Source organism: Pseudomonas sp. PH1b (genome assembly GCF_000633395.1).
Classification (GTDB): Bacteria; Pseudomonadota; Gammaproteobacteria; order Pseudomonadales; family Pseudomonadaceae; genus Aquipseudomonas.
In genome coordinates this window covers 388,244-414,141 of sequence record NZ_AYMU01000005.1, presented here as the reverse complement: position 1 = coordinate 414,141, position 25,898 = coordinate 388,244, and the positions used below count along the sequence as shown (strand labels likewise).

Annotated in this window: 22 protein-coding genes; 4 read left to right on the top strand and 18 right to left on the bottom strand. The window is 64.5% G+C overall.

Annotated features, from left to right (window positions below; translation table 11 throughout):
* Position 1: 1 nt before the first annotated feature.
* The 4 genes from U873_RS0111270 to U873_RS0111255 form a co-directional block, all read right to left on the bottom strand.
* Entirely contained in the window at positions 2-814 is an 813-nt protein-coding gene (locus tag U873_RS0111270) for a crotonase/enoyl-CoA hydratase family protein (RefSeq protein ID WP_025128358.1), read from the bottom strand.
* A 168-nt stretch (positions 815-982) separates the two neighbouring features.
* Positions 983-1,759, bottom strand: coding sequence for a class I SAM-dependent methyltransferase (locus U873_RS0111265; protein WP_025128357.1), 777 nt, complete (start codon positions 1,757-1,759; stop codon positions 983-985).
* Between the two features lie 598 nt (positions 1,760-2,357).
* Positions 2,358-3,662: an ATP-binding protein gene (locus tag U873_RS0111260; protein ID WP_025128356.1), complete on the bottom strand. Its 1,305-nt coding sequence runs from the start codon at positions 3,660-3,662 to the stop codon at positions 2,358-2,360.
* Between the two features lie 4 nt (positions 3,663-3,666).
* Positions 3,667-4,368, bottom strand: coding sequence for a response regulator transcription factor (locus tag U873_RS0111255; protein ID WP_025128355.1), 702 nt, complete (start codon positions 4,366-4,368; stop codon positions 3,667-3,669).
* A 202-nt stretch (positions 4,369-4,570) separates the two neighbouring features.
* On the opposite strand from U873_RS0111255, the gene U873_RS0111250 reads away from it, so the two are divergent.
* Positions 4,571-5,725, top strand: coding sequence for an efflux RND transporter periplasmic adaptor subunit (locus U873_RS0111250; RefSeq protein ID WP_025128354.1), 1,155 nt, complete (start codon positions 4,571-4,573; stop codon positions 5,723-5,725).
* A 10-nt stretch (positions 5,726-5,735) separates the two neighbouring features.
* Entirely contained in the window at positions 5,736-8,834 is a 3,099-nt protein-coding gene (locus U873_RS0111245; RefSeq protein WP_025128353.1) for an efflux RND transporter permease subunit, read from the top strand.
* A 59-nt stretch (positions 8,835-8,893) separates the two neighbouring features.
* On the opposite strand, the gene U873_RS0111240 is transcribed toward U873_RS0111245, so the two are convergent.
* The 8 genes from U873_RS0111240 to U873_RS0111205 form a co-directional block, all read right to left on the bottom strand.
* Entirely contained in the window at positions 8,894-9,154 is a 261-nt protein-coding gene (locus tag U873_RS0111240; RefSeq protein WP_025128352.1) for a hypothetical protein, read from the bottom strand.
* On the bottom strand, positions 9,154-9,330 hold the full coding sequence (locus U873_RS36930; RefSeq protein WP_177330258.1) for a hypothetical protein: 177 nt from the start codon (positions 9,328-9,330) through the stop codon (positions 9,154-9,156). The genes U873_RS0111240 and U873_RS36930 overlap by 1 nt, the downstream gene beginning before the upstream one ends.
* 112 nt (positions 9,331-9,442) lie before the next feature.
* Positions 9,443-9,568, bottom strand: coding sequence for a hypothetical protein (locus U873_RS37185; RefSeq protein ID WP_256244329.1), 126 nt, complete (start codon positions 9,566-9,568; stop codon positions 9,443-9,445).
* A 326-nt stretch (positions 9,569-9,894) separates the two neighbouring features.
* A complete protein-coding gene (locus U873_RS0111225; RefSeq protein ID WP_025128351.1) occupies positions 9,895-10,074 on the bottom strand; it encodes a hypothetical protein in 180 nt (59 codons plus the stop codon).
* Between the two features lie 155 nt (positions 10,075-10,229).
* Positions 10,230-11,405: a lactonase family protein gene (locus U873_RS0111220; RefSeq protein WP_025128350.1), complete on the bottom strand. Its 1,176-nt coding sequence runs from the start codon at positions 11,403-11,405 to the stop codon at positions 10,230-10,232.
* Positions 11,392-11,685, bottom strand: a complete 294-nt coding sequence (locus tag U873_RS0111215) for a DUF5629 family protein (protein WP_025128349.1) — start codon at positions 11,683-11,685, stop codon at positions 11,392-11,394. Before U873_RS0111215 ends, U873_RS0111220 begins: the two co-directional genes overlap by 14 nt.
* A gap of 291 nt (positions 11,686-11,976) precedes the next feature.
* A complete protein-coding gene (locus tag U873_RS0111210) occupies positions 11,977-14,352 on the bottom strand; it encodes an RND family transporter (RefSeq protein WP_025128348.1) in 2,376 nt (791 codons plus the stop codon).
* A 32-nt stretch (positions 14,353-14,384) separates the two neighbouring features.
* Positions 14,385-15,434 (bottom strand): YCF48-related protein, encoded by a 1,050-nt coding sequence (locus tag U873_RS0111205; protein WP_025128347.1) that lies wholly within the window; start codon positions 15,432-15,434, stop codon positions 14,385-14,387.
* Between the two features lie 417 nt (positions 15,435-15,851).
* Here U873_RS0111205 and U873_RS0111200 point away from each other — a divergent pair, with 417 nt between their 5' ends.
* Entirely contained in the window at positions 15,852-17,516 is a 1,665-nt protein-coding gene (locus U873_RS0111200; protein WP_025128346.1) for a SulP family inorganic anion transporter, read from the top strand.
* Positions 17,517-17,993: 477 nt separating this feature from the next.
* On the opposite strand, the gene pepN is transcribed toward U873_RS0111200, so the two are convergent.
* Genes pepN through U873_RS0111170 form a run of 6 tightly spaced genes read right to left on the bottom strand, consistent with a single transcriptional unit; the run spans position 17,994 to position 24,494 of the window.
* A complete protein-coding gene (pepN, locus tag U873_RS0111195; RefSeq protein ID WP_025128345.1) occupies positions 17,994-20,651 on the bottom strand; it encodes an aminopeptidase N in 2,658 nt (885 codons plus the stop codon).
* A 12-nt stretch (positions 20,652-20,663) separates the two neighbouring features.
* Positions 20,664-21,494 (bottom strand): DUF2797 domain-containing protein, encoded by an 831-nt coding sequence (locus tag U873_RS0111190; protein ID WP_025128344.1) that lies wholly within the window; start codon positions 21,492-21,494, stop codon positions 20,664-20,666.
* Positions 21,491-21,751 (bottom strand): YeaC family protein, encoded by a 261-nt coding sequence (locus U873_RS0111185; RefSeq protein ID WP_025128343.1) that lies wholly within the window; start codon positions 21,749-21,751, stop codon positions 21,491-21,493. The genes U873_RS0111190 and U873_RS0111185 overlap by 4 nt, the downstream gene beginning before the upstream one ends.
* Before the next feature lie 15 nt (positions 21,752-21,766).
* Positions 21,767-22,636: a rhomboid family intramembrane serine protease gene (locus U873_RS0111180; RefSeq protein WP_025128342.1), complete on the bottom strand. Its 870-nt coding sequence runs from the start codon at positions 22,634-22,636 to the stop codon at positions 21,767-21,769.
* Positions 22,633-23,607 (bottom strand): metallophosphoesterase, encoded by a 975-nt coding sequence (locus tag U873_RS0111175; RefSeq protein ID WP_177330261.1) that lies wholly within the window; start codon positions 23,605-23,607, stop codon positions 22,633-22,635. Before U873_RS0111175 ends, U873_RS0111180 begins: the two co-directional genes overlap by 4 nt.
* Positions 23,604-24,494, bottom strand: a complete 891-nt coding sequence (locus U873_RS0111170; protein WP_007920913.1) for an NAD(+) kinase — start codon at positions 24,492-24,494, stop codon at positions 23,604-23,606. The genes U873_RS0111175 and U873_RS0111170 overlap by 4 nt, the downstream gene beginning before the upstream one ends.
* 162 nt (positions 24,495-24,656) lie before the next feature.
* Here U873_RS0111170 and U873_RS0111165 point away from each other — a divergent pair, with 162 nt between their 5' ends.
* Positions 24,657-25,634, top strand: coding sequence for a DUF1853 family protein (locus U873_RS0111165; RefSeq protein ID WP_025128340.1), 978 nt, complete (start codon positions 24,657-24,659; stop codon positions 25,632-25,634).
* Positions 25,635-25,898 lie beyond the last annotated feature (264 nt).

The window sequence follows — 25,898 nt, the reverse complement described above, 5'->3', positions numbered from 1 at the left end:
ATCAATCCAGGAATTCGGGTTTCTGTTTGCTCATGTGGGCGGCGATGGCCACGCGCAAGTCGTTGGACTGCAACATGGCAGCGTTCCAGGTAGCGACATATTCCAGGCCGTCATCAATCCGGTGGTCACGCATGTAGCTGAGCATTTCCTTGGTGCCGCTGACCGCGATCGGCGACTTGGCGGCGATCTCCCGGGCAATCTCCATGACCCCGTCCAGCAGGCTTGCGGCATCGCTGTAGGTACGGTTGACCAGGCCAATGCGGCGTGCTTCCTCGGCGCCGAAGGTGCGCCCAGTGTAGGCCAGCTCACGCAGGATGCCGTCGCCGATGATACGTGGCAAACGTTGCAATGTGCCGACGTCCGCGGCCATGCCGATATCGATTTCCTTGATCGAGAATTGCGCATCTTCGGCGGCGTAACGCATGTCGCAGGCGCTGATCAGGTCGATGGCACCGCCCAGGCAATAGCCCTGGATCGCCGCCAGCACCGGCTTGCGACAGTTGTCCACGGCATTGAAGGAGGCCTGCAACTGGAAGATCTTGCGCCGCAGCAGGCGAGCATTGCGGCCCACGTCCTTGCCCAGCTCGTTGGCCACGCCGGCCAGCATCATCAGGTCGATGCCCGAGGAGAAATGCTTGCCCGCGCCGCTCAGCACCACCACCCGCACCGCATCGGTGTCGTCGATCCATTGGAAGATCTCGACGATCTCGCTCCAGAACGCGGCGTTCATGGCGTTGATCTTTTCCGGACGGTTGATCTGCACATGGGCGATGTTGTCGACGAGTTCGACGCGAAAGGCTTGGTATTCGGTCATGGCAGCGATCCTTTACTGGGCAGAAAATGAGGGCCGAACTATAGCAAGGGGCAGCGCCGAGCCGTAAGGCTGCGCATTGGACAAAAACGGGACTGCCCCACTCCCCCCGGCAGCTGCCTGTGACCTTGCGGGCTGGCGTGCGGCCCAGCCCTGTTGCGGCGACAGGGCTCAGCCCGGCTTTACGCAATGGAAGGCGGCGGTCTCGTAGGGCACCGTCACTTCGGCCCGGCCGCGCAGTTGCGGCTCGCTGTCGATCAGTGCAGCAATCTGCCGGTCCACGGCCTGGCGCTCGGCCTCGGGCAAGGCGGCGATAAAGCTGGTGGAGCGCACACGATTGAAAATCACGTTTTCCACCGAGCCGCTGTGCCCCTGGCTGAAGTGCTGCTCCTGCAGGGGGCCGAATCCCGGGTGGGGAAAGACCTGGCGCCAGGCGCCGGTGTAGTAGCGCGGGGTATCGCCTTGCAAGGCATTGACGATGCCGTCCAGGCGCGCCACCCAGGGCACCCGGGCATCGCGCAGGTTCCAGACCAGGGCCAGCTTGCCGCCGGGCTTGAGCACCCGGTGGATCTCGTCCAGCGCCGCGTTGCTGGCGAACCAGTGGAAGGCCTGGGCACAGACCAGCACATCCACCGAGGCATCGCGCAAGGGAATCGCCTCGGCGCTGCCGTCCAAGGCCTGGGCCAGAGGCAAGGCCGCGGCGAGCCTGGCGCGCATCTCGGCCACCGGCTCCACGGCGATCACCTGGGCCCCGGTGGCCAGCAGGCGGCCGGTGAACTTGCCGGTGCCGGCGCCCAGGTCGACCACCACCCTGCCCGGCTCAAGGCCCAGCGTCTCCCGCAGCCAGGGGTCGAGGGCTGACGGATAGTCCGGTCGCCCCCGCACATAGGTATCGGCGGCCTGTTGATAGCCGTCTGCCGCAGCATGATGAATCGCCTGCTCGTTCATGAATGAACCTCCTCATTGCGGGTGAGTGGCGATCAGGATAAACCGTGCCCGCCAACAGACCGCATGAAATTCCTGTCAGTTGCCCCCGCTGCAGGAACTGGCTCCTACGGGGAACGGCACGGACTATCTGACAGCTGTAGGAGCTGGCTTGCCAGCGAAGGCGTCCACCCAGGCGATGCAAGACTCAAGGGCCTCTTCGCCGGCAAGCCGGCTCCTACAGGGAACCGCACGGACTAGCTGACTGCTGTAGGAGCTGGCTTGCCAGCGAAGACGTCCGCACGGGCGATGCAAGACTCAAAGGCCTCTTCGCCGGCAAGCCGGCTCCTACGGGGAACGGCACGGACTAGCTGACTGCTGTAGGAGCTGGCTTGCCAGCGAAGACGTCCGCACGGGCGATGCAAGACTCAAGGGCCTCTTCGCCGGCAAGCCGGCTCCTACGGGGAACGGCACGGTCTGTCTGACTGCTGTAGGAGCTGGCTTGCCAGCGAAGACGTCCACCCAGGCGATGCAAGACTCAAGGGCCTCTTCGCCGGCAAGCCGGCTCCTACGGGGGACGGCACGGTCTAGCTGCCGGCTCCTACGGGCGTGCGCGGTGGAGTCAGACTCTGGGCGCGGGCGGCAGGCTCAGGCGAAAACGCGCGCCGCCCAAGGGCGAGGCCTCCACCGTCAGGGTCCCGCCCTGGGCCTCCAGGGCCCGACGGCTGATGGCCAGGCCCAGGCCGAAACCGCCCGTGGAACGATCGCGGCTGCGGTCCAGGCGATAGAACGGCTCGAACACCCGCTCGCGCTCGTCGTCGGGAATGCCGATGCCGTCATCGTCGACCCAGATATCGCAGCCCTCATCGCTCACCAGCACCCCCACCTGGATGCGCTTCTCGCAGTAGCGGGTGGCGTTGCGCAAGAGGTTCTGCAGGGCTCGGGCAGTCAGGCGCGGGTCCAGGGTGAAACGCTCCAGAGTGCCGTGCAGCAGCACATCGATGACGATGTCCGATTCCAGTTCGTCGTCGACGCTGCCCAGGATGCTGTCGATGAACTCGTCCAGGGACACCTCGACCTGCTCCGGCAGGCAGGCCGGGTTCTGCAGGCGGCTGTAGGACAGCAGCTCCAGCACCAGTTCATCCAGTTCGCGGATATGCGCCACCAACCCTTGCAGGCGTTCGCGGCTGGCGGCCGGCAGGTCGTCGGAGAGCACCAGGGCCAGGCCGAAGTCCAGCCGGGTCAGGGGCGTGCGCAACTCGTGGGACACCGCATTGAGCAGGTCCCGCTGCTGGTTGAGAAGGTTCTCGATGTCCCCGGCCATGGTGTCGAAGACATGGGCCAGGCTGCCGATGTTGGAGCGGGCGGACAGTTGCGTGCGCTCGCTCAGGTGGCCCTTGCCGAAGCGTTCGGCGGTGCGCTTGAGGCGCTCCAGGTCATGCCAGTGAGGCCGGACCCAGAGCAGCAGGCAAGCCAGCAGTACCGCGACGATGAGCACGTTGATGCTCCAGTACAGCAGGTTGACGTCCAGCGGATCCGGCGGCACCACCAGCTTGACCGCCAGTTGCTCGTCCAGCGGCGACACCGCCAGGGTGCGCCAGCCCCAGTCCCCCAGGCGCACGACTTTCTCGCCGCGCTGCAGGCGCTCACGCTCGTAGCTGCTGAAGTCCGGGTCGTCGATGCGCACCAGGGCCACTTGCAACGGGTGGAACTCCTGGTCCATCTCTGCCGCCAGGGCCGGCCACTGCGCCGCCGGCATGGCCCGGAACTGCTTGACGATCAGGCTCTGCAGCCCGCGGGACTGGTCCAGGTTGTAGTCCAGGAAACGCTCGTGGAAGACCTTGATCACCAGGTCGGGAATCAAGTAGATCGAGGCACTGAACGCAACGATGGTGATCAGGTACAACCGGACCAGGATGCGCAGCATGGTCTCAGCATTCCCACTCGGAACGGCTGAACAGGTAGCCTTTGCCCCACACCGTCTTGATCTTGCGGGCCTCGCCGGCGTGATCGTCGAACTTGCGCCGCAGCTTGGAAATCGCCACGTCCACCGAGCGGTCGGTGCCGTTGAACTCGATGCCTCGCAAGCGCTGGAGGATCTGGTCGCGGCTCAGGACTTCACCGGCATGCCGGGCCAGTACCACCAACAGGTTGTACTCGCCACTGGACAGCTCGACCAGCTGCTCGCGCCAGGTCACGGTGCGCTCCGACAGGTCGATGCACAGGTTGCCCATGAGGATCTGGTCGCTGGCGGTCTGCGGTTCACTGAGGCTGCTGCGGCGCAGCAACGTACGGACCCGAGCCAATAGCACTCGCGGTTCGCAAGGTTTTGTCACATAGTCGTCGGCGCCCATTTCCAGACCCAGGACCTGATCGTGGCTATCATCGCGGGCCGTCAGCATCAGGATCGGCAAGGTGGCCGAGTCGGCGCGCAGCAACCGGCAGACCTGCAGACCGTCCAGGCCCGGCAGCATCAGGTCGAGGATCACCAGGTCCGGCGGCGTGGCCCTGGCCCGCTCCCGCACCTGGTCGCCACGGCTGATCACGCTGACTTGATAGCCATTGCGCTCCAGGTAGCTGGCGATCAGTTCGGAGAGCGCGGTGTCGTCTTCGACGAGAAGGATGTTGGGCATGACATGGGGTCTTTATTGAAGAAATACAGAGCGCCGGCGTCCCTTATAAAGCACCGGGCACCACCAGCAAGTCGCCAAGGATATACAACACTGGCCATGGCGGCGCGCCCGCTTCACACTTTTTCACACAGCACCTACACAGCTTCACAGCGGGCCTTGACCCATGCCCTTAGCATGCCGAGGTCATTATTGGGGTATCAGCATGTCGAATAAACTCTTTGCGCCAGCCTGCCTGATTGTTCTGGCAGCGGCGCTGAGCGCCTGTGGCAACAACGAGGGCGAACAGGCACCACCGCCGGCCAAGGTGCGGATCGAGACGATCCAGAGCCAGGCATTGTCGATCACCAGCGAACTCAGCGGGCGCATCGCCGCGCCGCGGATCGCCGAAGTCCGCGCCCGGGTTGCCGGGGTGGTGCTGCAGCGCACCTTCCGCGAGGGCTCCGACGTCAAGCAGGGTGACGTGCTGTTTCGCATCGACCCGGCGCCCTTCAAGGCCGATCTCGACAGCGCCCTGGCCAGCCTGCGCAAGGCTGAAGCCGTGGCCTTCCAGGCCCAGTTGCAAGAACAGCGCTACTCCAAGCTGATCGCCGAGCACGCCATCAGTGGCCAGGACTACGACAACGCCCGGGCCAATGCGCGCCAGAGCGCCGCGGACGTCGCCGCCAACCAGGCAGCCGTCCAGCGGGCCCGGCTCAACCTCGGCTATGCCACGGTCACTGCACCGATCTCCGGGCGTGTCGGCCGCGCCCTGGTCACCGAAGGCGCCCTGGTAGGCCAGAACGAAAGCACGCCCCTGGCGCTGATCCAGCAGTTGGACCCGATCCACGCCGACCTGACCCAGTCGACCCGCGAACTCAACGAGCTGCGCCGAGCCTTGCGTGCCGGACAGTTGCAGCAGGTCGGCAAGGACCAGGCCAAGGCCACCCTGATCCAGGATGACGGCAGCCTCTACCCGTTGCCGGGCAAGCTGCTGTTCGCCGACATCAGCGTCGACCCCGGCACCGGGCAGATCATCCTGCGCAGCGAGTTCCCCAACCCGGACCTCGACCTGCTGCCCGGCAGCTTCGTGCGCGTGCGCCTGGAGCAGGCCGTCAACCAGCAAGGCATCAGCGTGCCGCAGCGGGCCATCCAGCGCGACAGCGCGGGGATCGCCCAGGTGCTGCTGGTGGATGCCCAGAACCAGGTGGTGCAACACCCGGTGCAGCTGGGTGGTGTGCTCAAAGACCGCTGGATCGTCACCGAAGGCCTCAAGCCCGGCGACCGCATCGTCGTCGAAGGCCTGCAGCATGCCCGCCCGGGCGCGCCGGTCGAGATCGATGACAGCCCCCTTGCGTCCGTCCAGAACCCTGGCCAGTAGGTAGTACAACATGCCGCAATTCTTTATTGACCGCCCGGTATTCGCCTGGGTGGTCGCCTTCTTCATTCTGCTGGCGGGCGCCATGGCGATTCCCCAGCTGCCGGTGGCGCAGTACCCCACCGTGGCGCCGCCGCAGATCGAGATCTACGCCGCCTACCCTGGCGCATCGGCGCAGACCCTGGACGAGTCCGTGGTCAGCCTGATCGAGCAGGAGCTCAACGGTGCCGATCACCTGCTGTACTTCTCGTCCCAGAGCAGCCTGGGCAGTGCCACCATCACCGCGACCTTCCAGCCGGGCACCAACCCGGAACTGGCCCAGGTCGACGTGCAGAACCGCCTCAAGGCGGTGGAGCCACGCCTGCCCCAGGCGGTGACCCAGCAAGGCCTGCAGGTGGAGAAAGTGTCCGCCGGCTTCCTCTTGCTGATCACCCTGACCTCCAGTGACGGGCGCCTGAACGATGTTGCCCTCAGCGACTACCTGGCGCGCAACGTGATGAACGAGATCCGCCGCCTCGATGGCGTCGGCAAGGCCCAGTTGTACGGTGCCGAGCGGGCCATGCGGATCTGGCTCGACCCGCAGAAACTGATCGGTTTCAACCTGACCCCGGCCGACGTCAACGCTGCGGTGGCAGCGCAGAACGCCCAGGTTCCGGCCGGCAGCATCGGCGACCTGCCCAACCCCGCCAGCCAGGAAATCACCGCGACCATCCTGGTCAAGGGCCAGCTGTCCAGCCCTGAAGAGTTTGCCGATATCGTCCTGCGGGCCAACCCCGACGGCTCCACGGTACGCATCGGCGATGTGGCGCGGGTGGAAGTCGGCAGCCAGGAATACCAGTACGGCACCCGCCTCAACGGCAAGCCGTCCACCGCGGTGGGCGTGCAGTTGTCCCCCGGGGCCAACGCGCTGAATACCGCGACCCTGATCCGCGCCAAGATGGACGAGCTGTCGCGCTATTTCCCGGCCGGTGTGGAGTACAAGATCCCCTACGACACCTCGCCCTTCGTCAAGGTCTCGATCACCAAGGTGATCTACACCCTGGCCGAAGCCATGGTCCTGGTGTTCCTGGTGATGTTCCTGTTCCTGCAGAACATCCGCTACACCCTGATCCCCACCCTGGTGGTGCCGGTGGCCCTGATGGGCACCTTCGCCACCATGCTGGCCCTGGGGTTCTCGATCAACGTGCTGACCATGTTCGGCATGGTGCTGGCCATCGGCATCCTGGTGGACGATGCCATCGTGGTGGTGGAGAACGTCGAGCGGATCATGGCCACCGAAGGCCTGTCGCCCAAGGAAGCCACGCGCAAGGCCATGCAGCAGATCACCGGGGCGATCATCGGCATCACCCTGGTGCTGGTGGCGGTGTTCATCCCCATGGCCTTCATGCCCGGCTCGGTGGGGGTGATCTACCAGCAGTTCTCGCTGTCCATGGCCACCTCGATCCTGTTCTCGGCGTTCCTCGCCCTGACCCTGACCCCGGCCCTGTGCGCCACCCTGCTCAAGCCCATCGCGGCGGGCGAACACCATGAACGCACGGGGTTCTTCGGCTGGTTCAACCGGCGCTTCGAACGCCTCAGCGACAGCTACCAGGGCGGTGTGACCTATGCCCTCAAGCGCAGCGGCCGCTACCTGCTGATCTACGGTGTGCTGCTGGTGATCATGGCGCTGCTGTTCAGCCGCCTGCCCTCCTCCTTCCTGCCTGTGGAGGACCAGGGCTACACCATCACCGACATCCAACTGCCGCCTGGCGCCAGCCAGAACCGCACGATCAAGGTGGTGGAGCAGATCGAAGCGCACAACGCCAGTGAACCGGGAGTCGGCGACAGCACCATCATTCTCGGCTTCAGCTTCTCGGGTAACGGGCAGAACGCCGCGCTGGCCTTCACCACGCTCAAGGACTGGTCGCAACGGGGCAGCAAGGATTCGGCGATGTCCATCGCCGACCGTGCCAACGCCGCCCTCAGCGCGATCAAGGATGCCGTGGTATACGCCGTGCTGCCGCCACCGATCGATGGCCTGGGCACCTCCAGCGGCTTCGAGTTCCGCCTGCAGGACCGTGGCGGCGTCGGCCACGCGGCCCTGATGCAGGCCCGGGACGAGTTGCTCAAGGCTACGGAAAAGAGCCCGATCCTGGCCAACGTCCGGGAAAGCGCCCTGGCCGAAGCGCCGCAGGTGCAACTGGAGGTCGACCGCAAGCAGGCCAACGCCCTGGGCGTGTCCTTTGCCGATATCGGCAGCCTGCTGTCCACTGCCCTGGGGTCGTCCTACATCAACGACTTCCCCAACCAGGGGCGGATGCAGCGAGTGGTGATCCAGGCCGAAGGTGACCAGCGCAGCCAGGTCGAAGACCTGCTGCGCCTGAACGTGCGCAACAGCGCCGGCAAGATGGTGCCGCTGTCGGCCTTCGTCCGCGCCAGCTGGAGCCTGGGCCCGGCGCAACTGACCCGCTACAACGGCTACCCGGCGATTGCCGTCTCCGGCGAGCCGGCCCCGGGCCACAGCACCGGCCAGGCGATGCAGGAAATCGAACGCCTGGTGGCCCAGTTGCCCACCGGGCTGGGCCTGGAATGGACCGGCCTGTCGCTGCAGGAGCGCCTCTCCGGCAGCCAGGCACCACTGTTGCTGGGCCTGTCGCTGCTGATCGTGTTCCTGTGCCTGGCGGCGCTCTACGAGAGCTGGTCGATTCCGACCTCGGTGCTGCTGGTGGTGCCGCTCGGGGTACTGGGTGCGGTACTGGCGGTGACCTTGCGCGGCATGCCCAACGACGTGTTCTTCAAGGTGGGCCTGATCACCATCATCGGCCTGTCGGCGAAGAACGCGATCCTGATCATCGAGTTCGCCAAGAGCCTGTACGACGAGGGCCATGACCTGATCGACGCCACAGTGCAGGCCGCGCGCCTGCGCCTGCGGCCGATCATCATGACCTCCCTGGCGTTCATCCTCGGCGTGGTGCCCCTGGCCATCGCCACCGGCGCCAGCTCCGCGAGCCAGCAGGCGATCGGCACCGGGGTGATCGGCGGCATGATCACCGCGACCCTGGCGGTGATCTTCGTCCCGGTATTCTTCGTGGTGGTGATGAAGCTGGTGAAACGCGGTTCGCCCAAAGACTGACATCGCTGCATGGGGCCCAGGTTCCGGGGCCCCTTCTTTTCCTGCCCCCTCTTCTGGTCTCAGGCCGCCATGGCCGGGCATACCCGTGCCTGTGGGCAATCCAGGGCAAAAGGCCCGGGAAAGGCCGCAGCGGATTTGCCCGGTGGGTTGCCCGCCAGCAGCGCTGGAGCCTTGGCCGCCTGGCTGTGATGGGCGATCTGGTGATTGCATTCGATGGCCCGCGCCACTGCTCCGGCCGAACCCTGGCCCACCCCCAGCAGGCTGGCACCATTGGTGAAGAACGCGAGGAAGGCGGTGATCATCAGCCGGCGCCCTTTCATCAGCGTCTCCCCGCTTCGGCATGCAGCGCCGGGCCCTGGCCGCTTGCCGCGGCGGAGTCGATCACCGCAGCACTCGGCAGGCCCGCGGCCAGGCTGGCCCAGAGCATCACGAGCAGATACAGCCCCAGCGCCAGGTAGGCGCCGTGCTTGGCGGAACTGAGAATCGAACGGGCCATGATGATCTCCTGAGGCGTTTTCGTGCCCAGAGGATCTATCAATCAAACGCCAGTAAAAAGACGTTTATATCCATAGCCATCATCAATTTTCTTGATGCTTGAAACGCCCGTCTCAGTCCTGCAACAGGCTGCTCAGACGCTCGCGGGAAGTCTCCGGCTCGCCTTCGACAGGCTGGGCAGAGGACAGGATGGGGGTGGAATAGAGCAACAGCAGAACCACGGTCAGACGCATCACCATGCTATCGATCCTTGCTCGGGAAAGAGTCAATAATTCAGCGTCAAATTTAAACACATGGCGATATGACACTACCAAGCAAAATTTGCCTGGCGGGTGCAATGCGTCGCAAACAGACAACGCAGCAACGACATGCCCCGGCGCAGGAACTGGCTGGGCAGGCGCAAGACTCAGGGGCCTCTTCGCCGGCAAGCCGGCTCCTACAGCCTGGCGACATCTCAGGCGGACCGTAGGAGCTGGCTTGCCAGCGAAGGCGGCGTCATGGGCGATACAAGACCAGGGGCCCTTTCACCGGCGGGCGCAATGCCGCCCGGCCGGCTTTTACCGGTTCATTGCTGGGCCTTGTGATCCAGGGCGGCGTAGAAGTTGGCGCTTTGCTGCAGGTACTTCTGGGTGTAGGTGTTGGTGCTGGACTTCTTCTGGCTGATTTCCACGTTGGCGCTGGCGGGCAAGGCCACGCTGGCGGAAATGGCCGAGGCTGCGATCACGGAGAAGAGATTGAAGTTCATGCTGGTAACCCTCGTATTCAGTTGGCTTGCCTGCCCGTGTGGGCCGTGAAGCAAACTTACTCCCGAGGGTTGGAGGGAAAAAATTCTTTGCGGCAGTAGCCACTATCAGCGTCATTAATAGAAGGAGTCAGGCCCCGGTTCCCGGGGCCTGCGGTCTATTGACGCACCATGAACTTGATGTCGCTGGGTGAATCGAAGGGCAGTTTCTGCACGGTCTTGCCTAGAAAACCGGTCTTGGCATCACGTTCGATGACCACGATCTCATTGCTCTTCTGGTTGCCGATCAGCACATAGCGGTTGCTCGGGTCGAGGCTGAATTCCCGAGGGTGATCACCCTCCACGGAACGCCGCTGGATCTCCTTGAGCTGGCCGTTGGCCGGATCGATGGCAAACACCAGCAACTGATTGGCGGTGCCACGGTTGCTGACATACAGGTACTGGCCGTCCTTGGAGGCGTGCAAGGCACCGGCGGCCTTTTTCTCCTTGCCGCCGTTCGCCGCCAGGTCAAGCAGTTGGCGCTGGGTCAGCTTGCCGTCCTGGTAGTCGAAGACCGCCACTTGGGCACTCATCTCCATGGTCAGGTAGGCATGCTTGCCATCGGCGCTGAACAGCAAGTGGCGCGGGCCGCTGCCCGGCGGCAGCTGGACGAAGGCCGGATCGGCCGGGCTCAACGGATGCTCCGGGTTGGCCTTGGGGTCATAGCGGTAGACGAAGATCTTGTCTGCCCCCAGGTCGTTGGCGAACAGGAACTTGCCGTCCGGGGACGGCACCGACGAATGCACGTGGGCCGACTGCTGGCGCTCGGGATCGACCCGGCTGGCCGGGTGGCTGCTCAATTGCACCACTGGCGACAGGTGGCCATCGTCGCTGACCGGCACCACCGCCAGGCTGCCACCCGGGTCGACATCCACCGAGTAGTTGCTGACAAACAGGTAGTCGCCATCCGCACTGAGGCTGGAGTGGGTCGGCTCGTTGCCCTGGCTCTGGACCTGGTTGATCAGGTTCAGTTGATGGGTCTTGGGCGCCACGCTATAGCTGCTGACACGACCAATGGGATCAGCCTGGCCCGGGCTGTTCTCATTCACCGCGAACACGAACTTCTGGTCCTTGGACAAGGTCAGCCAGGACGGGTTGGAGCTCTTGACCACTTGCAGCGGCTTGGAGTCGATCTGCCCGGTGCGCTCATTGAAGCGCAGGCGATACAGGCCCTGGCTCTGCCCCTGGGTGTAGGACCCCACCAGCAGCTCCTGGGTTTCCGCCGGCGCGGCTTGCACTGCCATGGCACCGACACTGCCGGCCATCAGCAGCGGCCAGAAATTACGCATCTTCATGCTCTTGCTCCTCTTCGTCGCGGGCAGTGAACGCACTCATGCACACCAGGCGGTGCTCGCCGGTGTCGGCTACCAGGGTCCAGCTCTGCAGCGCCTGGTCGAAGGTCGCGGCCTGCACCTGGGCCAGGGTGAAGCTCCAGCGCTTGGCGGCGCGGCCGTCCATGCACTCGATCAGCAGGCGCTGGTCATCGAGGGTGAAATCGAAGGCGTGCAGACCGTCGATCTCCAGCATGTCGCAGGCTTCAAGGGCAGATAGCAAAGTGTCGTTGGCAGCGGTCATAGCGTTCAATCATTTGGTGGAAAGGCGCAATGATAGCTGATTCACCCACCTTGCCTGACAGTGGATCTTGCACCCAGTGCAACCACGGGGGCGACCTGCGACACCGACCTGCCCAAGGCACCTTCACCGCAAGGACCTCACCGACGAGAGCGGTGTATTGGACTGTCGCGATTCAGGGCTGCACCGTTCACCACGCAAGCGCTTCAGGCCGCGCGCTCGAGCTAGCGCAGGGCAACGGCAAAAAAAAAGCCGCAACCCGGAGGTTGCGGCTTGGAGTCGATTATCTTCAGATCAATGGGCGAACAGCGAGTTGCCCTTCTGCCCCGCCAGCTTCTCGGGCTTGATCAGGAACCGCGCCAGGGCCGGCAGCAGCCACAGCGCCCCGAACATGTTCCACAGCAGCATGAAGGTCAGCATCAGGCCCATGTCGGCCTGGAACTTGATCGCCGAGAAGATCCAGGTGCACACGCCAATGGCCAGGCACAGGCCGGTGAACAACACCGCTTTGCCCGTGGAGCGCAGGGTCTGGTAGTAGGCTTCCTGCAGCGGCAGGCCGGCCCGCAGGAAACTCTCCAGGCGGCTGTAGATGTAGATCCCGTAGTCCACCCCGATCCCCACCCCCAGCGCCACCACCGGCAAGGTCGCGACCTTGACGCCGATGCCCATGAAGGCCATCAGGGCGTTGCCCAGCACCGAAGTCAGCACCAGCGGCAGGACGATGCACAAGGTCGCGGCCCACGAACGGAAGGTGATCATGCACATGCCGGCCACGCACAGGTAGACCAGGATCAGGATGGTCAGCTCGGACTCCTTGATCACCTCGTTGGTGGCGGCCTCGATCCCGGCGTTACCGGCGGCGAGGATGAACTCCAGGCCGTCCTTGTTGTGCTCGCTGGCAAACTCCTGCACCGCATGCACGGCGCGGTCCAGGGTCGCCGCCTTGTGGTCGTTGAGGAACACCAGCACCGGCGCCAGGGAACAGTTGTTGTTGTACAGGCCGTCGGCCCGGGCAATGGAGTTGTTGAGCACGTCAGGGTTGCGCGACAGGGTTTCCCATTTCAGGTTGCCCTCGTTCATGCCCTTGATCATCTGCTTGGACACGGTCACCAGGGAGATCGCCGACTGCACGCCCTCGGTGTTCTGCATCTTCCACATCAGCTCGTCGATCGGCGCCATGGCTTCATAGCGCGAGCAGCCTTCGGCGGCGGTCTTGACCATCACCACCAGCACGTCGGAGCTGGTGGAGTAGTTGCTGATGATGAAGTTGTTGTCCTTGTTGTAACGCGAATCGGGACGCAGTTCCGGGGCGCCCTGGTCGAGGTCGCCGATCTTCAGGTTCTGGCTGTACCAGAGGCCGCCGGCAAAGGCCACCAGGGCCAGGGCGATGGAGATCGGCGCGACTTTCGGGCTGGCAAAGTTCGACAGCAGGCGCCAGAACGGATGCTCGCGGGAAGCGTCCTTCTTGCTGCGCTCTATAGCGCGCTTGCTGATGCCGACGTAGGAAATCGCCACCGGCAGCAGGATCAGGTTGGTGAACACGATCACCGCCACCCCGATGGAAGCACCGATGGCCAGTTCGCGAATCACTCCGATGTCGATGATCAACAGGGTGATGAAGCCCACGGCGTCGGCAAGGATCGCGATCATCCCCGGCAGGAACAGCTGGCGGAAGGTGCGCCGCGCCGCCGTCAGGGCATTGTCGGCATCACTGGACTGCAGGGCGATACCGTTGATCTTCTGCACCCCGTGGGAGATGCCGATGGCGAAGATCAGGAACGGCACCAGCATCGAATACGGGTCCAGGCCAAAGCCGAAGGCGTGCATCAGCCCCAACTGCCAGACCACCGCCACCAGGGTGGTGATCAGCACCGCGATGGTGCTGCGGATGCACCAGGTGAACCAGTACAGCAGCACCAGGGTGATGATGAAGGCCACGCCGAAGAACATCACCACCATGATCAGGCCATCGATCAGGTCGCCGACCTTCTTGGCAAAACCGACGATGTGGATCTTCACATTGGGGTTCTGCGCTTCGAACTTGTCGCGGATCTTCTCTTCCAGCTGGTGGGAGAATTTCTGGTAGTCCAGGGCCAGCAGCTTGCCCTGGTCCTCGGGGTCCGGGTAGGACTCCAGCAGCGGCACGTCAACGATGCTGGACTTGAAGTCGTTGGCCACCAGGCGCCCGACCTGGCCGGACTTGAGCACGTTGTTGCGCAGCAGTTCCAGGCTGTCGGCCGAGCCGTTGTAGCTTTGCGGAATGACCTCGCCACCGGCGAAACCTTCCTCGGTGACTTCGGTCCAGCGCACGCTGGGGCTCCACAGGGACTTGAGCCCGGAACGATCGACCCCGGGGATGTAGAACACCTCGTCGTTGATCTGCCGCAGGGTCTCCATGTAGTCCTTGGAGAAGATGTCGCCATCGCGGGCTTCCACCGAGATGCGCACGGTGTTGCCCAGGTTGGCCAGGTCGTTGCGGTGCTCCATCATCCGTTCGATGAACGGGTGCTTGAGCGGGATCATCTTCTCGAAACTGGTGGACGGCCGGATCAGGGTCGCCTGCCAGAACAGGAAGGCGCTGACCAGCAGGCAGATGAAGATCACTGCCGGGCGGTTGTTGAAAATCAGGCGCTCAAGAAAGTTCGCCTTGTCCTGGTGATGACTGCTCATGGAATTCCCCACCTTCTTATTATGTGCCCGGCCTACTTGCCAAGTTCAGCGCCGGTTGCCGCAGCGACCCGCACACCGCCCTGCCCGGCCAGGATCAGGTTGCCGTTGCCGGCTCCCGTCACCGCCGACAGCGAGATGCGGTCCGGACGGTTGAACACGCTGAAGGTCTGGCCATGGTCGCTGCTGTGGATCACGCTGCCGCCGTTGCCGACGATCACCAGCGAGCCGTCGTCGAGCAGCGTGGCGCCGGACAGGCCGAACTCCAGGGCGCCACGGGCCGCGTTGAGCTCCACCTGTTCCCAGGTGCCGCCAAAGTCCGTGGAGCGATAGAGGTTGCCGCGCAGGCCATAGACCAGCAGGGTTGCTGGCTGGCCGGTGGCGATCACGCCGAACAGCGAGCCTTCGTAGGGGCCTTCGAGGCGCTCCCAGGTCTGCCCGTCGTCGGCCGAGCGGAACATGCTGCCCTGCTCGCCGACGATGAACAGCCCGGAATCCTTGACTTGGGCGATGGCGTTGAGGTGGAACTGGTCTTCGTTGTCCAGGCGGTCGCTGACGTCTTCCCAGTGCTGGCCGCCGTCAGTGGTTTCCAGCAAAGCGCCGTAGGCACCCACCGCGTAGCCGGTGCGGGTGTCCTTGAACCACACATCGAGCAACGGTGCTTCACGCTTGAGGTCCTGGAACTGACGGCTCCAGGTTGCGCCGCCATCGCTGCTGGCCAGCACCTGGGCGTCGTGGCCGACGGCCCAGCCGTGCTGGTCATCGACGAAGAACACCGCGGTGAGCAATTGCCGGGTCGGCACTTTGGCCTGGGTCCAGTTGGCCCCCAGGTCGTCGGAATAGAGAATGTGCCCGCGATCGCCCACTGCCACCAGGCGCTTGCCGGCGTGGACCACATCGAGCATCAGGCTTTTCGCGGCCTTGGCCGATTCGATGGAGTAGACAGTATCCGCTGCATTGGCAGCGGCCAGGACCGGTGTCGATAACGTCACGACAGCCGACAGCGAGAGCGCTGTAGCCAGCAGTGCGAACGTGCGCAGTGCCGGCGGGCGGCCAACAACCACACCCATGACAGGCTCACTCATAGACCATTCCCCCATTATTATTGTCAGGTCATTTGACCTATCAGGGCGCCTTCAGGGGTTGCAGTGGCCTGATCGATCGCGACGATCGTTCTGAAACCTGCAATCTAGAGCCCCTTTGGCTGCGGGCTATCCTATCGGGCTTTCGAAAGGTCTGACAATCGACGCCACGTTATCTTTTGTTAATCACCCCGCCCCCGTCGTCGCCTTGAATGCGAGCGCATTCACTGGGCTGATGGGGCGTTGCAGCCCCCTGTCCGACAGCCGTGCGCAAAGGCCTCTGAAGCGGCTCAGCCTCGCCTCTCAGGGCAACGTCCCGTTCCAGGAACAAACACTGATCCAGGGCGGGGTTCCTCCCCCCCTGCCTTGGCTATCATGAGCGAGGCGGGTTGCAGGTCCGATGACGTTCAGGAGTGAGCCATGATTGCCATACGCGAGGCCTTCAAAGCCGGGCTGCTTGGGCGCCAGCACTGGGCCCGCAACCTGCTGGCCGGGGTGATTGTCGGGGTGGTCGCGCTGCCGCTGGCCATGGCTTTTGCCATCGCCTCCGGAGTCAAGCCGGAACAGGGGATCTACACCGCCATTGTCGGCGGCCTGCTGGTGTCGCTGTTCGGCGGCAGCCGTGTGCAGATCGCCGGGCCCACCGGGGCCTTTATCGTGATTCTCGCCGGGGTCACCGCCAAGTACGGGGTCGACGGCCTGCAACTGGCGACCCTGATGGCCGGGGTGATCCTGTTCCTGCTGGGCATCAGCCGCCTCGGGGCACTGATCAAGTTCATCCCCGACCCGGTGATCCTCGGCTTCACCGCCGGTATCGGAGTGATCATCTGGGTCAGCCAGTGGAAGGACTTCTTCGGCCTGCCGGCGGTGGGCGGCGAGTATTTTCACCAGAAACTCTGGCACCTGCTGCAGGCCCTGCCCGGGCTGCACCCGGCCACCACCCTGCTGGCCCTGCTGAGCCTGGGACTGTTGCTGGTGGTACCGAGGATTGCAATGCTCAAACGGCTGCCCGCGCCCTTGCTGGCCATGACCCTGGCCACGGCCCTGCAGTCACTGTTCCAGTTCGACGGCGTGGCCACCATCGGCAGTGCCTTCGGTGGCATTCCCCAGGGCCTGCCGTCGTTGCAGTTGCCGGAGATCAGCCTGCCGCGGGTTCTGGACCTGATCGGCCCGGCGTTTGCCATCGCCCTGCTCGGGGCCATCGAATCCCTGTTGTCGGCGGTGGTCGCCGACGGCATGGCCGGCACCCGCCACGACTCCAACCAGGAACTGATCGGCCAGGGCCTCGCCAACCTGGCGACGCCCCTGCTGGGCGGTTTTGCCGCCACCGGCGCCATCGCCCGTACCGCCACCAATATCCGCAACGGTGGCAACAGCCCGCTGGCGGGCATCACCCATGCGCTGGTATTGATGCTGATCGTGCTGTTCCTCGCGCCGCTGGCGGCGAATATCCCGTTGTGCGCCCTGGCGGCGATCCTGTTCGTGGTGGCCTACAACATGAGCGAGCTGCACCACTTCAAGCGCATGCTGCAACGGGCACCGCGGGCCGACGTGGCGATCCTGCTCTGCACCTTTGTCCTGACCGTGTTCAGTGACCTGGTGATCGCGGTGAATATCGGCGTGATCCTGGCCATGCTGCATTTCCTGCGGCGCATGGCTTCCTCGGTGGAAGTGCAGCAGGTGGTGGAGCAGGATCTGCAGAGCGAACTGCACAGCAGCGGCCAATTGCACCTGCCGCCGGGGGTGCTGGTCTACACCATCGAAGGGCCGCTGTTCTTTGGTGCGGCAGAAACCTTCGAGCGGGCTCTGGCACAGACCCACAGCGATCCGCAGCTGCTGATCATCCGCCTCAGGCACGTGCCTTTCATGGACATCACCGGCTTGCAGACCTTCGAGGAAGTGATCGAGCAACTGCACAAGCGCGGGATCGCGGTGAAGCTGTGCGAAGCCAACCTCAGGGTGCACGCCAAGCTGGAGCGGGTGGGCATCCTGCACGCCATCGGCGCGCAGAACTATCACCGCGACTTGAGCGAAGCGCTACAGAGCAGAATCCCCCCTGCCTCCCCACCACCACCGTTCTCGTAGGAGCTGGCTTGCCAGCGAAGGCGATGCCGGGAGCGGTACCAGGCTTGAGGGCCTCTTCGCCGGCAAGCCGGCTCCTACGGGGGTATGCGATGGCTTGGGTCGCCGTAGGCGCTGGCTTGCCAGCGAAGGCGATGCCGGGGCGGTACCAGGCTTGAGGGCCTCTTCGCCGGCAAGCCGGCTCCTACGGGGGGGATGCGGGGGGTTGGGTCACCGTAGGAGCTGGCTTGCCAGCGAAGGCGATGCCGGGGGCGATACAAGGCTTGAGGGCCTCTTCGCCGGCAAGCCGGCTCCTACGGGGGGTATGCGAGGGCTTGGGTCACCGTAGGAGCTGGCTTGCCAGCGAAGGCGATGCCAGGAGCGATACAAGGCTTGAGGGCCTCTTCGCCGGCAAGCCGGCTCCTACGGGGATATGCGGGGGGTTGGGTCACCGTAGGAGCTGGCTTGCCAGCGAAGGCGATGCCAGGGGCGATACAAGCCTCAGGCGAGGCTTTTGCTCACCACTTCGAACACGTCGCTGGACAGCTCGCCGGAGGCGCGGATGCGCTCCAGTTCGCCCTTCATCAGTGCCTGGCGGGCGCTGTCGTACTTGCGCCAGCGAGTCAGTGGCGCCAGTTGCCGCGAGGCAATCTGCGGGTTGAAGCCATTGAGCTCGATCACCAGGTCGGCGAGGAAGCGATAGCCCGAACCGTCGGCCGCGTGGAAGTTGATCAGGTTCTGCCCGGCAAAGGCTCCCACCAGTGCCCGCACCTTGTTCGGGTTCTTGATGTTGAACGCCGGGTGCTGCATCAGCGCCTTGACCCGCGCCAGGCCACCGGGCAGCGGGCTGCCAGCCTGGACGCTGAACCACTGGTCCATGACCAGGGCGTTGTCCTTGAAGTTTTCGGCGAACACCGCCAGGGCCTTGGCCTTCTCGGTCTCGAACGGCGAGTTCACCAGCACCGCCAGGGCGGTCAGGCGCTCGGTCATGTTGTCGGCGCTGTCGAACTGCTCGATGGCGGCTGCCAGCACCTGCGGCTGATGGGTCAGCATCAGGTACGACAGGGCAATGTTCTGCAGCGCACGACGGGCAAAATGCTCGGACTCGGCCACATAGGCCGTGGCCTTGGACACCTGGCGATTGGCCTGATAACGCTGCCACAGGCTGTCGAACAGGCCCTCGGCCAACTGCTGGCGAGCAAACTCGCGGGCGGCATGGATGGCCTCGACATCGGCCACTTCGCTGATTTCCGTGAGGTAGGCCTCGCCCGGCAGCGAGAGCATTTCGGCAACCATGGCCTGGTCCAGGCTTTCGTCCGCCAGCACCGTGCCCAGGGCCGTCAGCAGCCGCTCGTCCATCACCATGGCCTGCCCCTGCTGATGCTGGCCGATCAGTTCCTGCAACACCTGCACCGCCAGTTGCTGGCCGGCGTCCCAGCGGTTGAAACCGTCGCTGTCGTGCTGCATGAGGAACATCAGCTGGTCGCGGTTGTAGGGGAAGCTCAGCTTCACCGGCGCCGAGAAGCCCCGCAGCAGCGAAGGCAACGGCTGTTCGGCGATGTCGACAAAGGTGAAGGTCTGCTCGGCCTCGGTCACCGAGATCACCCGGGAAGTGCCCTGGGCGGCGTTTTCGCCGGACAGGCGCAGGGCAATGCCCGCCCCTTTCGAATCCAGCAGGCCCAGTTCCACCGGGATCACGAACGGCAGCTTCTCGACCTTGTCCGGGGTTTGCGGGCAGCTCTGGCGGAAGGTCAGGCTGTAGGTTTTCGCAGTAGCGTCGTAGGACTCGCTGACCGCCAGGCGTGGCGTGCCGGCCTGGCTGTACCAGCGCTTGAACTGAGTCAGGTCGACGCCATTGGCGTCCTCCATGGCCTTGATGAAGTCGTCGCAGGTCACGGCCTGGCCATCATGGCGCTCGAAGTACAGGTCGCTGCCCTTGCGGAAGCCTTCGGCGCCGAGCAAGGTGTGGATCATGCCTACGACTTCCGAACCCTTTTCGTACACGGTCAGGGTGTAGAAGTTGGAAATCTCGATAAAGCTTTCCGGGCGCACGGCATGGGCCATGGGGCCGGCGTCTTCGGCGAACTGGTGGGTACGCAGGTAGGCCACGTCCTGGATGCGCTTGACCGTGGCCGAGTTCATGTCCGCGGAGAAACCGGCGTCGCGGAACACCGTGAAGCCTTCCTTGAGCGACAGCTGGAACCAGTCGCGGCAGGTCACCCGGTTGCCCGACCAGTTGTGGAAGTACTCGTGGGCGACAATCGCCTCGACCCGCTGGTGGGCGGCGTCGGTGGCGGTTTCGGCACGGGCCAGCACGGCGCTGGAGTTGAAGATGTTCAGGCCCTTGTTTTCCATGGCGCCCATGTTGAAGTCGTTGACCGCGACGATCATGAAGATGTCCAGGTCGTACTCGCGGCCGTAGGTTTCTTCGTCCCAGCGCATGGATTTTTTCAGGCTGTTCATCGCGTGCTGGCACTTGTCGATGTTTTCCGGCTCGACATAGATGCGCAGCGCCACATCGCGACCGCTCATGGTGCGGAAGCTGTCTTCGACACACCACAGGTCACCGGCCACCAGGGCGAACAGGTAGGCCGGTTTCATGAACGGGTCTTCCCAGGTCGCCCAGTGCCGGCCGTCTTCGCCGGGGCCGCTGGCGATGGGGTTGCCGTTGGACAGCAGCACCGGGTAGCGGTGCTGCTCGGCCACCACGGTGGTGGTGAAGGTGCTCATCACGTCCGGGCGGTCGAGGTAATAGGTGATCTTGCGAAAGCCTTCGGCCTCGCACTGGGTGCAGAACATGCCGCTGGACTTGTACAGGCCTTCCAGGGCGGTGTTGCTTTCCGGGTGGATCTTCACACTGGTATCCAGGGTGAAGCTGGCACTGGTGGGGTGCAGGGTCAGGTGGCTGTCGTCGAGCTGGTAGTCGGCGGCCGTCAGCTCACGGTCACCCAGGGCCACCGAGAGCAGCTCCAGCTGCTGGCCATCCAGCACCAAAGGCGGCAGGCCGGCACCACGGGCCGGGTTGCGACGCATCACCAGCTGCGCATGGACCAGACTGTGGTCCTCGAACAACTCGAAGGTCAGGTGCGTCTCGTCGATCAGGTACTCGGGGGCCTGATAGTCCTTCAGGTAGATCATCTTCGGTTGGTCGGTGCGCATGGCGAATTCCTTCTACTGATGCACGGCGAGCTGGTAGGCCGTGTACTTACGAATATTGATCACGCCAGTGTCGAAGATCAGGTACTGGCCCTTGATCCCCATCAGCGTGCCTTCGGCAATCGGATTCTTGTCCAGGTTGAAGCTGACGATCTTGGTCGGGTACTGCTCGACCGGGTAACGGATTTCCAGGGGCGCAAGGTCAGTCACCGGCTGGATCGCCTGCAGGCCGAAACGCTCTTGCAGGGCCAGCAGGCCCTCGGCGCAGGAGGCGAACAACTGCTCGCGCACCTCGACCAGGTCAACGGCCGGCGCATCGCCCTTGAGCAGCGCGCGCCAGTTGGTCTTGTCCGCCACCTGGGAACGGAACAGGTCTTCGACGAAGCCCGACTGCTGGCGGGTGGCCACGCGCATGATCGGCAGCGCCTGGCTCGCGCCCTGGTCGAGCCAGCGGGTCGGCAACTGGGTGGCACGGGTGATGCCGACCTTGATCCCCGAGGAGTTGGCCAGGTAGACCACGTGGTCGGTCATGCAGAACTGCTCGCCCCAGGACGGCTCGCGGCAGGTACCGGCGTCGTAGTGGCAGCGCTCAGGGCTCATGATGCAGAGATCGCACTGGGCCAGCTTGGTCATGCACGGGTAGCAATAGCCCTGGCTGAAGCTGGTCTTGGTCTTGCGTCCGCAGTGGGAGCAATGGATCGCCCCCAGGTATTCCAGGCGCAGGCTGCTGCCGATCAAGGGGTTGACCGGTACCTCGCTGTCGCCCAGGCGAAAAGCGTATTCAACGTTCGGCCCGTCAAGGCGCGCCGACATTTTGCTGATGGAGCCGCGGCCGATCTCGATCAATGGATGGCATCCGACTTGAACAGGATGTTCGGCACCGGCTCGGACTTCGAGGCGCACTCCTGCGCGCCCATGTAGCCGGTGCGCTGGTCTTCCGGCAGGTTCTGCAGTTCCCAGGCGATCATCGCCTGCAGGGACAGTTCACGCTGCTCGGTGGTGAGCTTGCGGCCATCGGACCATTTGCCGATCTCTACGGCCAGCTTCAGGCTCTGGTAGATCTCGGGGGTGATGTTTTCGATCATTTCGACAAAGGACGACATACAAGACTCCAGCGTTTAAAGGGCCAGTCGACGGCGGCTGTACAAGCCGCCCAACAGACCGGTGAGGCATCCGATAAGCAAGCCGCCAACGTGGGCGGCGTTGGCGATTTCCCCGAAACCGATCATCGAGACCAGCCCGGACAGGCACAGCAGCAGCCACACCAGCATCATCACCAGCACCCCGCGAGGCAGGCGGTAGATGGGGTTGGGTGACAGCAATTGATAGATCCAGCAATGCCCGAGCAAACCGTAGAGCACCCCGGACAGGCCGCCGAACAGGGTCGGGCCACTGAAATAATATTGCGCGTAGTTGGACACCAGGCTGAACAGCAGGGTCAGGCCCAGCAGGTTGATGCTGCCCTGGCGCATCTCGATGCGCCGCCCCAGCTCCCAGTACCACATGCCGTTCATGGCGATGTGCAGGATGCCGAAGTGCACCAGCATCGGCGTCACCAGGCGCCACCACTGCCCCGCTGCCAGGCTGTCGGCCAGGGGGGTGAACTGGATGTAGTCGCCCGCCACGCGAAAATCGAGGAAGGTGAACCAGCTCAGCGTCTGCAGATTGTCCCCCAGCAAGGTGATGCCGCAGACCGCCAGGCTCAACAGCAGGATCAGCGCCGTGATCGGGCTGCGGCGCAACTGCTGGGCAATGCCGACGCGCGCGGGAGCGGCCGCCTGAGGGATATCCAGTTGCTGCTCGGGATCGCCCTGGGGGAAGCGCTGGTACAGGCCGCGCACGTCCTCGCTGATGGATTCGGGCGCCCAGAGCACCTGCTCCCCCGCCTCTTCGCTGACCCGATGGGGCACCTGCATACGCTGCAGCAGCTTGATGAAGCCGCTGAGGTCCACCGTCAGGGGCAGGCGCAATACCGCTACCGCACTCATCGCAATACCTCGGGTCGCTCGACGTCGACCCAGACAAATTTATTCGGGTCCAGACGCTCTTCCTGGTCCAGGCGGTACGCGGCGAGCTTGCCGTAGAGCACCGCGCTGTAGTCCAGGCACGCCAGGTTGGGGAGGATCGGCGCCGGCTTGCCGCTGCGCCAATAGTGACCGACGAACAGCATGGGTTCGTCGGCGCCGTAGCGCAGCAGGCTGTTCTTCTCGGCCGGGGACAGCGGCGTGCGCGCCACCGGATCGGGCAAGGCGTCGGGCTGGAACACGATGTCGCCGTAGGTCTGCGGGTCGTCCTCCCAGAACTTGGTGCGAAAGAACGCCCGGGTCAGGCCATCGCCACTGGTCATGGTCAGGCCATGGGGCAGGCGCATGTCAGTGCCACGCAACAGGCGGTCGAAGGCCATGCTGGCAAAGCTGTCGGGCAGCGCCGACGCTTCGAGGAAGGCCCGGTCGATGCAGCCGTCGGCGAACTGCTGGCGCAAGGGCGCGATCAATCCCCCATCCCAACAGGCATGCACCACCCGGAAGCGTCCGGCATCGACGAACAACGGCAGCTCGTAGAACCATTCGAGGAAGTCGTGCCAGTCCCCGGGGTGCTGTTCGAACTGGGTCAGGGTTTCGTGGATCAGCCGGGCATGACGCGGGGTGTGCTCGCGCACGAACTGCTTGCCGCTGCCGGCGGGCGCAGGCGTGCTCCAGCCCAGGGCATTGAATTCGTGATTGCCCATGATGCACAGCGCCTGTCCGGCCTCGGCCATGTCGTGGACGATATGCAGGGACTCACGGATCCGCGGGCCGCGGTCGATGATGTCACCGAGAAACACCGCCATGCGCGACGGATGCCGCCAGACGCCGCCCTGCTTGTGATAACCGAGCCGATCCAGCAAGTGCTCCAGGGTCAGGGCGCAACCGTGCACGTCACCAATCAGGTCGTAGCTACGCGCGGGATCGAGCATCAGTCGCCTCCACCGCCCAGTCGGCTGCCCCAGCCAAGCTTGGTCCGGCAGACCTCGTAGTAGTTGTGGTCCAGCGGGTGGATCAGGCGCAGTTTCTGTGCCTTCTTGCTGACCGTGATGGTATCGCCCGGCGCACAGGTAAAGTGGTTCTGGCCGTCACAGGAGACTTGCGGATAGATCTGCATATCTTTGGACACGACGATTTTCAGCTCACTGTTGCCATCGACCACGATCGGCCTTCCAGACAAGGTATGGGGGTACATCGGCACAATCACAATGGCATCCAGCTTGGGATGCATGATTGGCCCGCCGGCGGACAGCGCGTAGGCGGTGGAGCCCGTCGGCGTGGCGACGATCAGGCCGTCGGCCTTCTGGCTGCAGACGAACTGGCCGTCGATATAGATCTCGAACTCGATCATCCGCGTCGACTTGCCCGGGTGCAGCACCACGTCGTTCAGTGCATCGCCCTGGCCGATGGCCTCGGCATGCCGGCGCACTTCGGCTTGCAGCAGGAAGCGGTTCTCCACCAGGTAGTGGCCGTCGAGCACTTCAGCGACCTTGACCTCCAGCTCATCGGGACGGATGTCGGTGAGAAAGCCCAGGCTGCCGCGGTTGATCCCCAGCACCGGGATGTTGTGCCGCGCCAGGGCCCGGGCGGCACCCAGCAGGCTGCCGTCGCCGCCGACCACGATGACCATGTCGCAGACCTCGCCCAGCAACTTGCGCGAGGAGGTCTGCAGGCCATGGCCCGGCAGCACCTCGGCAATGGTGTCCTCGAGGATCACGTGCAGGTGGCGGGCCAGCAGAAACTTTTTCAGTCGGCGCACTGTGTCCAGCACCTGGGAACTGCCCAGGCGACCGATAATGCCGATATTGCGAAACTGCTCCATGGGGCTCCTGCGGGGTTCGGGTACGGGCGAAACTGAGGATTATGGGCGAAACCCGGCGTTAGACAAAATCCTTTCAGCCACGCGGGCTTAGCAACCCCGTGCGCAACTGCGAGTGGCACGCATTTATCGCGATCGAGGCGGGTTTGCGTCTATGCTCGCAACATGCTCCTGTTCCCGGATCTGCTCAACCTCCCCCGCCAGTTGCGTCAACCTGAAGTCCGCGACCTCGCCTGGGTCATCCTCGCGCCGCCGATGCTCAGCCAGACGCCCTGGCCACAGCGCCACCCCCTGGCCGGCAGCGACTGGGTGCAGGCGCCGCAGCTGCTGGCCCACTGGCTAAGGCGCCTGGACCTGGACAGCAACGCCCTGCGCCAGTGGCTGACCCGGGGCCCGACCCGGCGCCTGGGCCTGTACTACGAACGCCTCTGGCAATTTGCCGTGCAACATGCCCCCGGCGTCGAGCTGCTGGCGGCCAACCTGCCGATCCGGCGTGGCGGCCATACCCTGGGCGAACTGGACATGCTGCTGCGCGATGCCGAGGGAGTGCATCACCTGGAGCTGGCGATCAAGCTGTACCTGGGGCCGCAGCACGGCAATGGCGTCGATAGCGCGCAATGGCTTGGCCCTGGCTGCCACGACCGCCTGGACCGCAAGCTGGCGCACCTGGACGAGCATCAACTGCCGATTTCCGCCCGCGATGAAAGCCGCGAGGCCCTGGAGGCGCTGGGCATCCAGCAGTTCAGCGCCCACCTGTGGCTGGGGGGTTACCTGCTCTACCCCTGGCCGGGCCACGCCGAATCGCCGCGCGGGGCGCACCCGCAGCACCTGCACGGGCGCTGGCTGCACCAGCGGGACTGGCCCGCGTTCATCGTCCAGAGCCCCCCGGGACGCTGGCAACCCCTGCCCCGCCACGCCTGGCTGGCGCCGGCGCACTACCCGGCCGAGCACACCTGGAGCGCTGCACAGCTGCAGCAATGGCTGGCCGAACTCGAGCCCCACGCCCCTGCGCAGCTACTGGTCAGGATGGAGGAAACCCTGGAAGGCGACTGGGAAGAAGCCGAGCGGCTGTTCCTGGTGGCCGATCTCTGGCCCAACGTCCCCACGCCCCAGGCCCTCGCCCCCAGAGACCGCCCCTCGTAGGAGCTGGCTTGCCAGCGAAAGCGTCCGCAAGACCGGCGCCAGGCCCGCGGGCCTCTTCGCCGGCAAGCCGGCTCCTACGGGGGAGCACCGCAATCACCTGGAACCTGTAGGAGCTGGCTTGCCAGCGAAAGCGTCCGCAAGACCGGCGCCAGGTTCACAGGCCTCTTCGCCGGCAAGCCGGCTCCTACGGAGGAGCACCGCAATCACCTGGGACCTGTAGGAGCTGGCTTGCCAGCGAAGGCGTCCGCAAGACCGACGCCAGGC

Bases quoted from the DNA above. Each gene is read 5' to 3' on its own strand.
- U873_RS0111270 (WP_025128358.1), bottom strand. From the start codon at position 814: ATGACCGAATACCAAGCCTTTCGCGTCGAACTCGTCGACAACATCGCC.
- U873_RS0111265 (WP_025128357.1), bottom strand. From the start codon at position 1,759: ATGAACGAGCAGGCGATTCATCATGCTGCGGCAGACGGCTATCAACAG.
- U873_RS0111260 (WP_025128356.1), bottom strand. From the start codon at position 3,662: ATGCTGCGCATCCTGGTCCGGTTGTACCTGATCACCATCGTTGCGTTC.
- U873_RS0111255 (WP_025128355.1), bottom strand. From the start codon at position 4,368: ATGCCCAACATCCTTCTCGTCGAAGACGACACCGCGCTCTCCGAACTG.
- U873_RS0111250 (WP_025128354.1), top strand. From the start codon at position 4,571: ATGTCGAATAAACTCTTTGCGCCAGCCTGCCTGATTGTTCTGGCAGCG.
- U873_RS0111245 (WP_025128353.1), top strand. From the start codon at position 5,736: ATGCCGCAATTCTTTATTGACCGCCCGGTATTCGCCTGGGTGGTCGCC.
- U873_RS0111240 (WP_025128352.1), bottom strand. From the start codon at position 9,154: ATGAAAGGGCGCCGGCTGATGATCACCGCCTTCCTCGCGTTCTTCACC.
- U873_RS36930 (WP_177330258.1), bottom strand. From the start codon at position 9,330: ATGGCCCGTTCGATTCTCAGTTCCGCCAAGCACGGCGCCTACCTGGCG.
- U873_RS37185 (WP_256244329.1), bottom strand. From the start codon at position 9,568: ATGGTGATGCGTCTGACCGTGGTTCTGCTGTTGCTCTATTCCACCCCC.
- U873_RS0111225 (WP_025128351.1), bottom strand. From the start codon at position 10,074: ATGAACTTCAATCTCTTCTCCGTGATCGCAGCCTCGGCCATTTCCGCC.
- U873_RS0111220 (WP_025128350.1), bottom strand. From the start codon at position 11,405: ATGAAGATGCGTAATTTCTGGCCGCTGCTGATGGCCGGCAGTGTCGGT.
- U873_RS0111215 (WP_025128349.1), bottom strand. From the start codon at position 11,685: ATGACCGCTGCCAACGACACTTTGCTATCTGCCCTTGAAGCCTGCGAC.
- U873_RS0111210 (WP_025128348.1), bottom strand. From the start codon at position 14,352: ATGAGCAGTCATCACCAGGACAAGGCGAACTTTCTTGAGCGCCTGATT.
- U873_RS0111205 (WP_025128347.1), bottom strand. From the start codon at position 15,434: ATGAGTGAGCCTGTCATGGGTGTGGTTGTTGGCCGCCCGCCGGCACTG.
- U873_RS0111200 (WP_025128346.1), top strand. From the start codon at position 15,852: ATGATTGCCATACGCGAGGCCTTCAAAGCCGGGCTGCTTGGGCGCCAG.
- pepN (WP_025128345.1), bottom strand. From the start codon at position 20,651: ATGCGCACCGACCAACCGAAGATGATCTACCTGAAGGACTATCAGGCC.
- U873_RS0111185 (WP_025128343.1), bottom strand. From the start codon at position 21,751: ATGTCGTCCTTTGTCGAAATGATCGAAAACATCACCCCCGAGATCTAC.
- U873_RS0111180 (WP_025128342.1), bottom strand. From the start codon at position 22,636: ATGAGTGCGGTAGCGGTATTGCGCCTGCCCCTGACGGTGGACCTCAGC.
- U873_RS0111170 (WP_007920913.1), bottom strand. From the start codon at position 24,494: ATGGAGCAGTTTCGCAATATCGGCATTATCGGTCGCCTGGGCAGTTCC.
- U873_RS0111165 (WP_025128340.1), top strand. From the start codon at position 24,657: ATGCTCCTGTTCCCGGATCTGCTCAACCTCCCCCGCCAGTTGCGTCAA.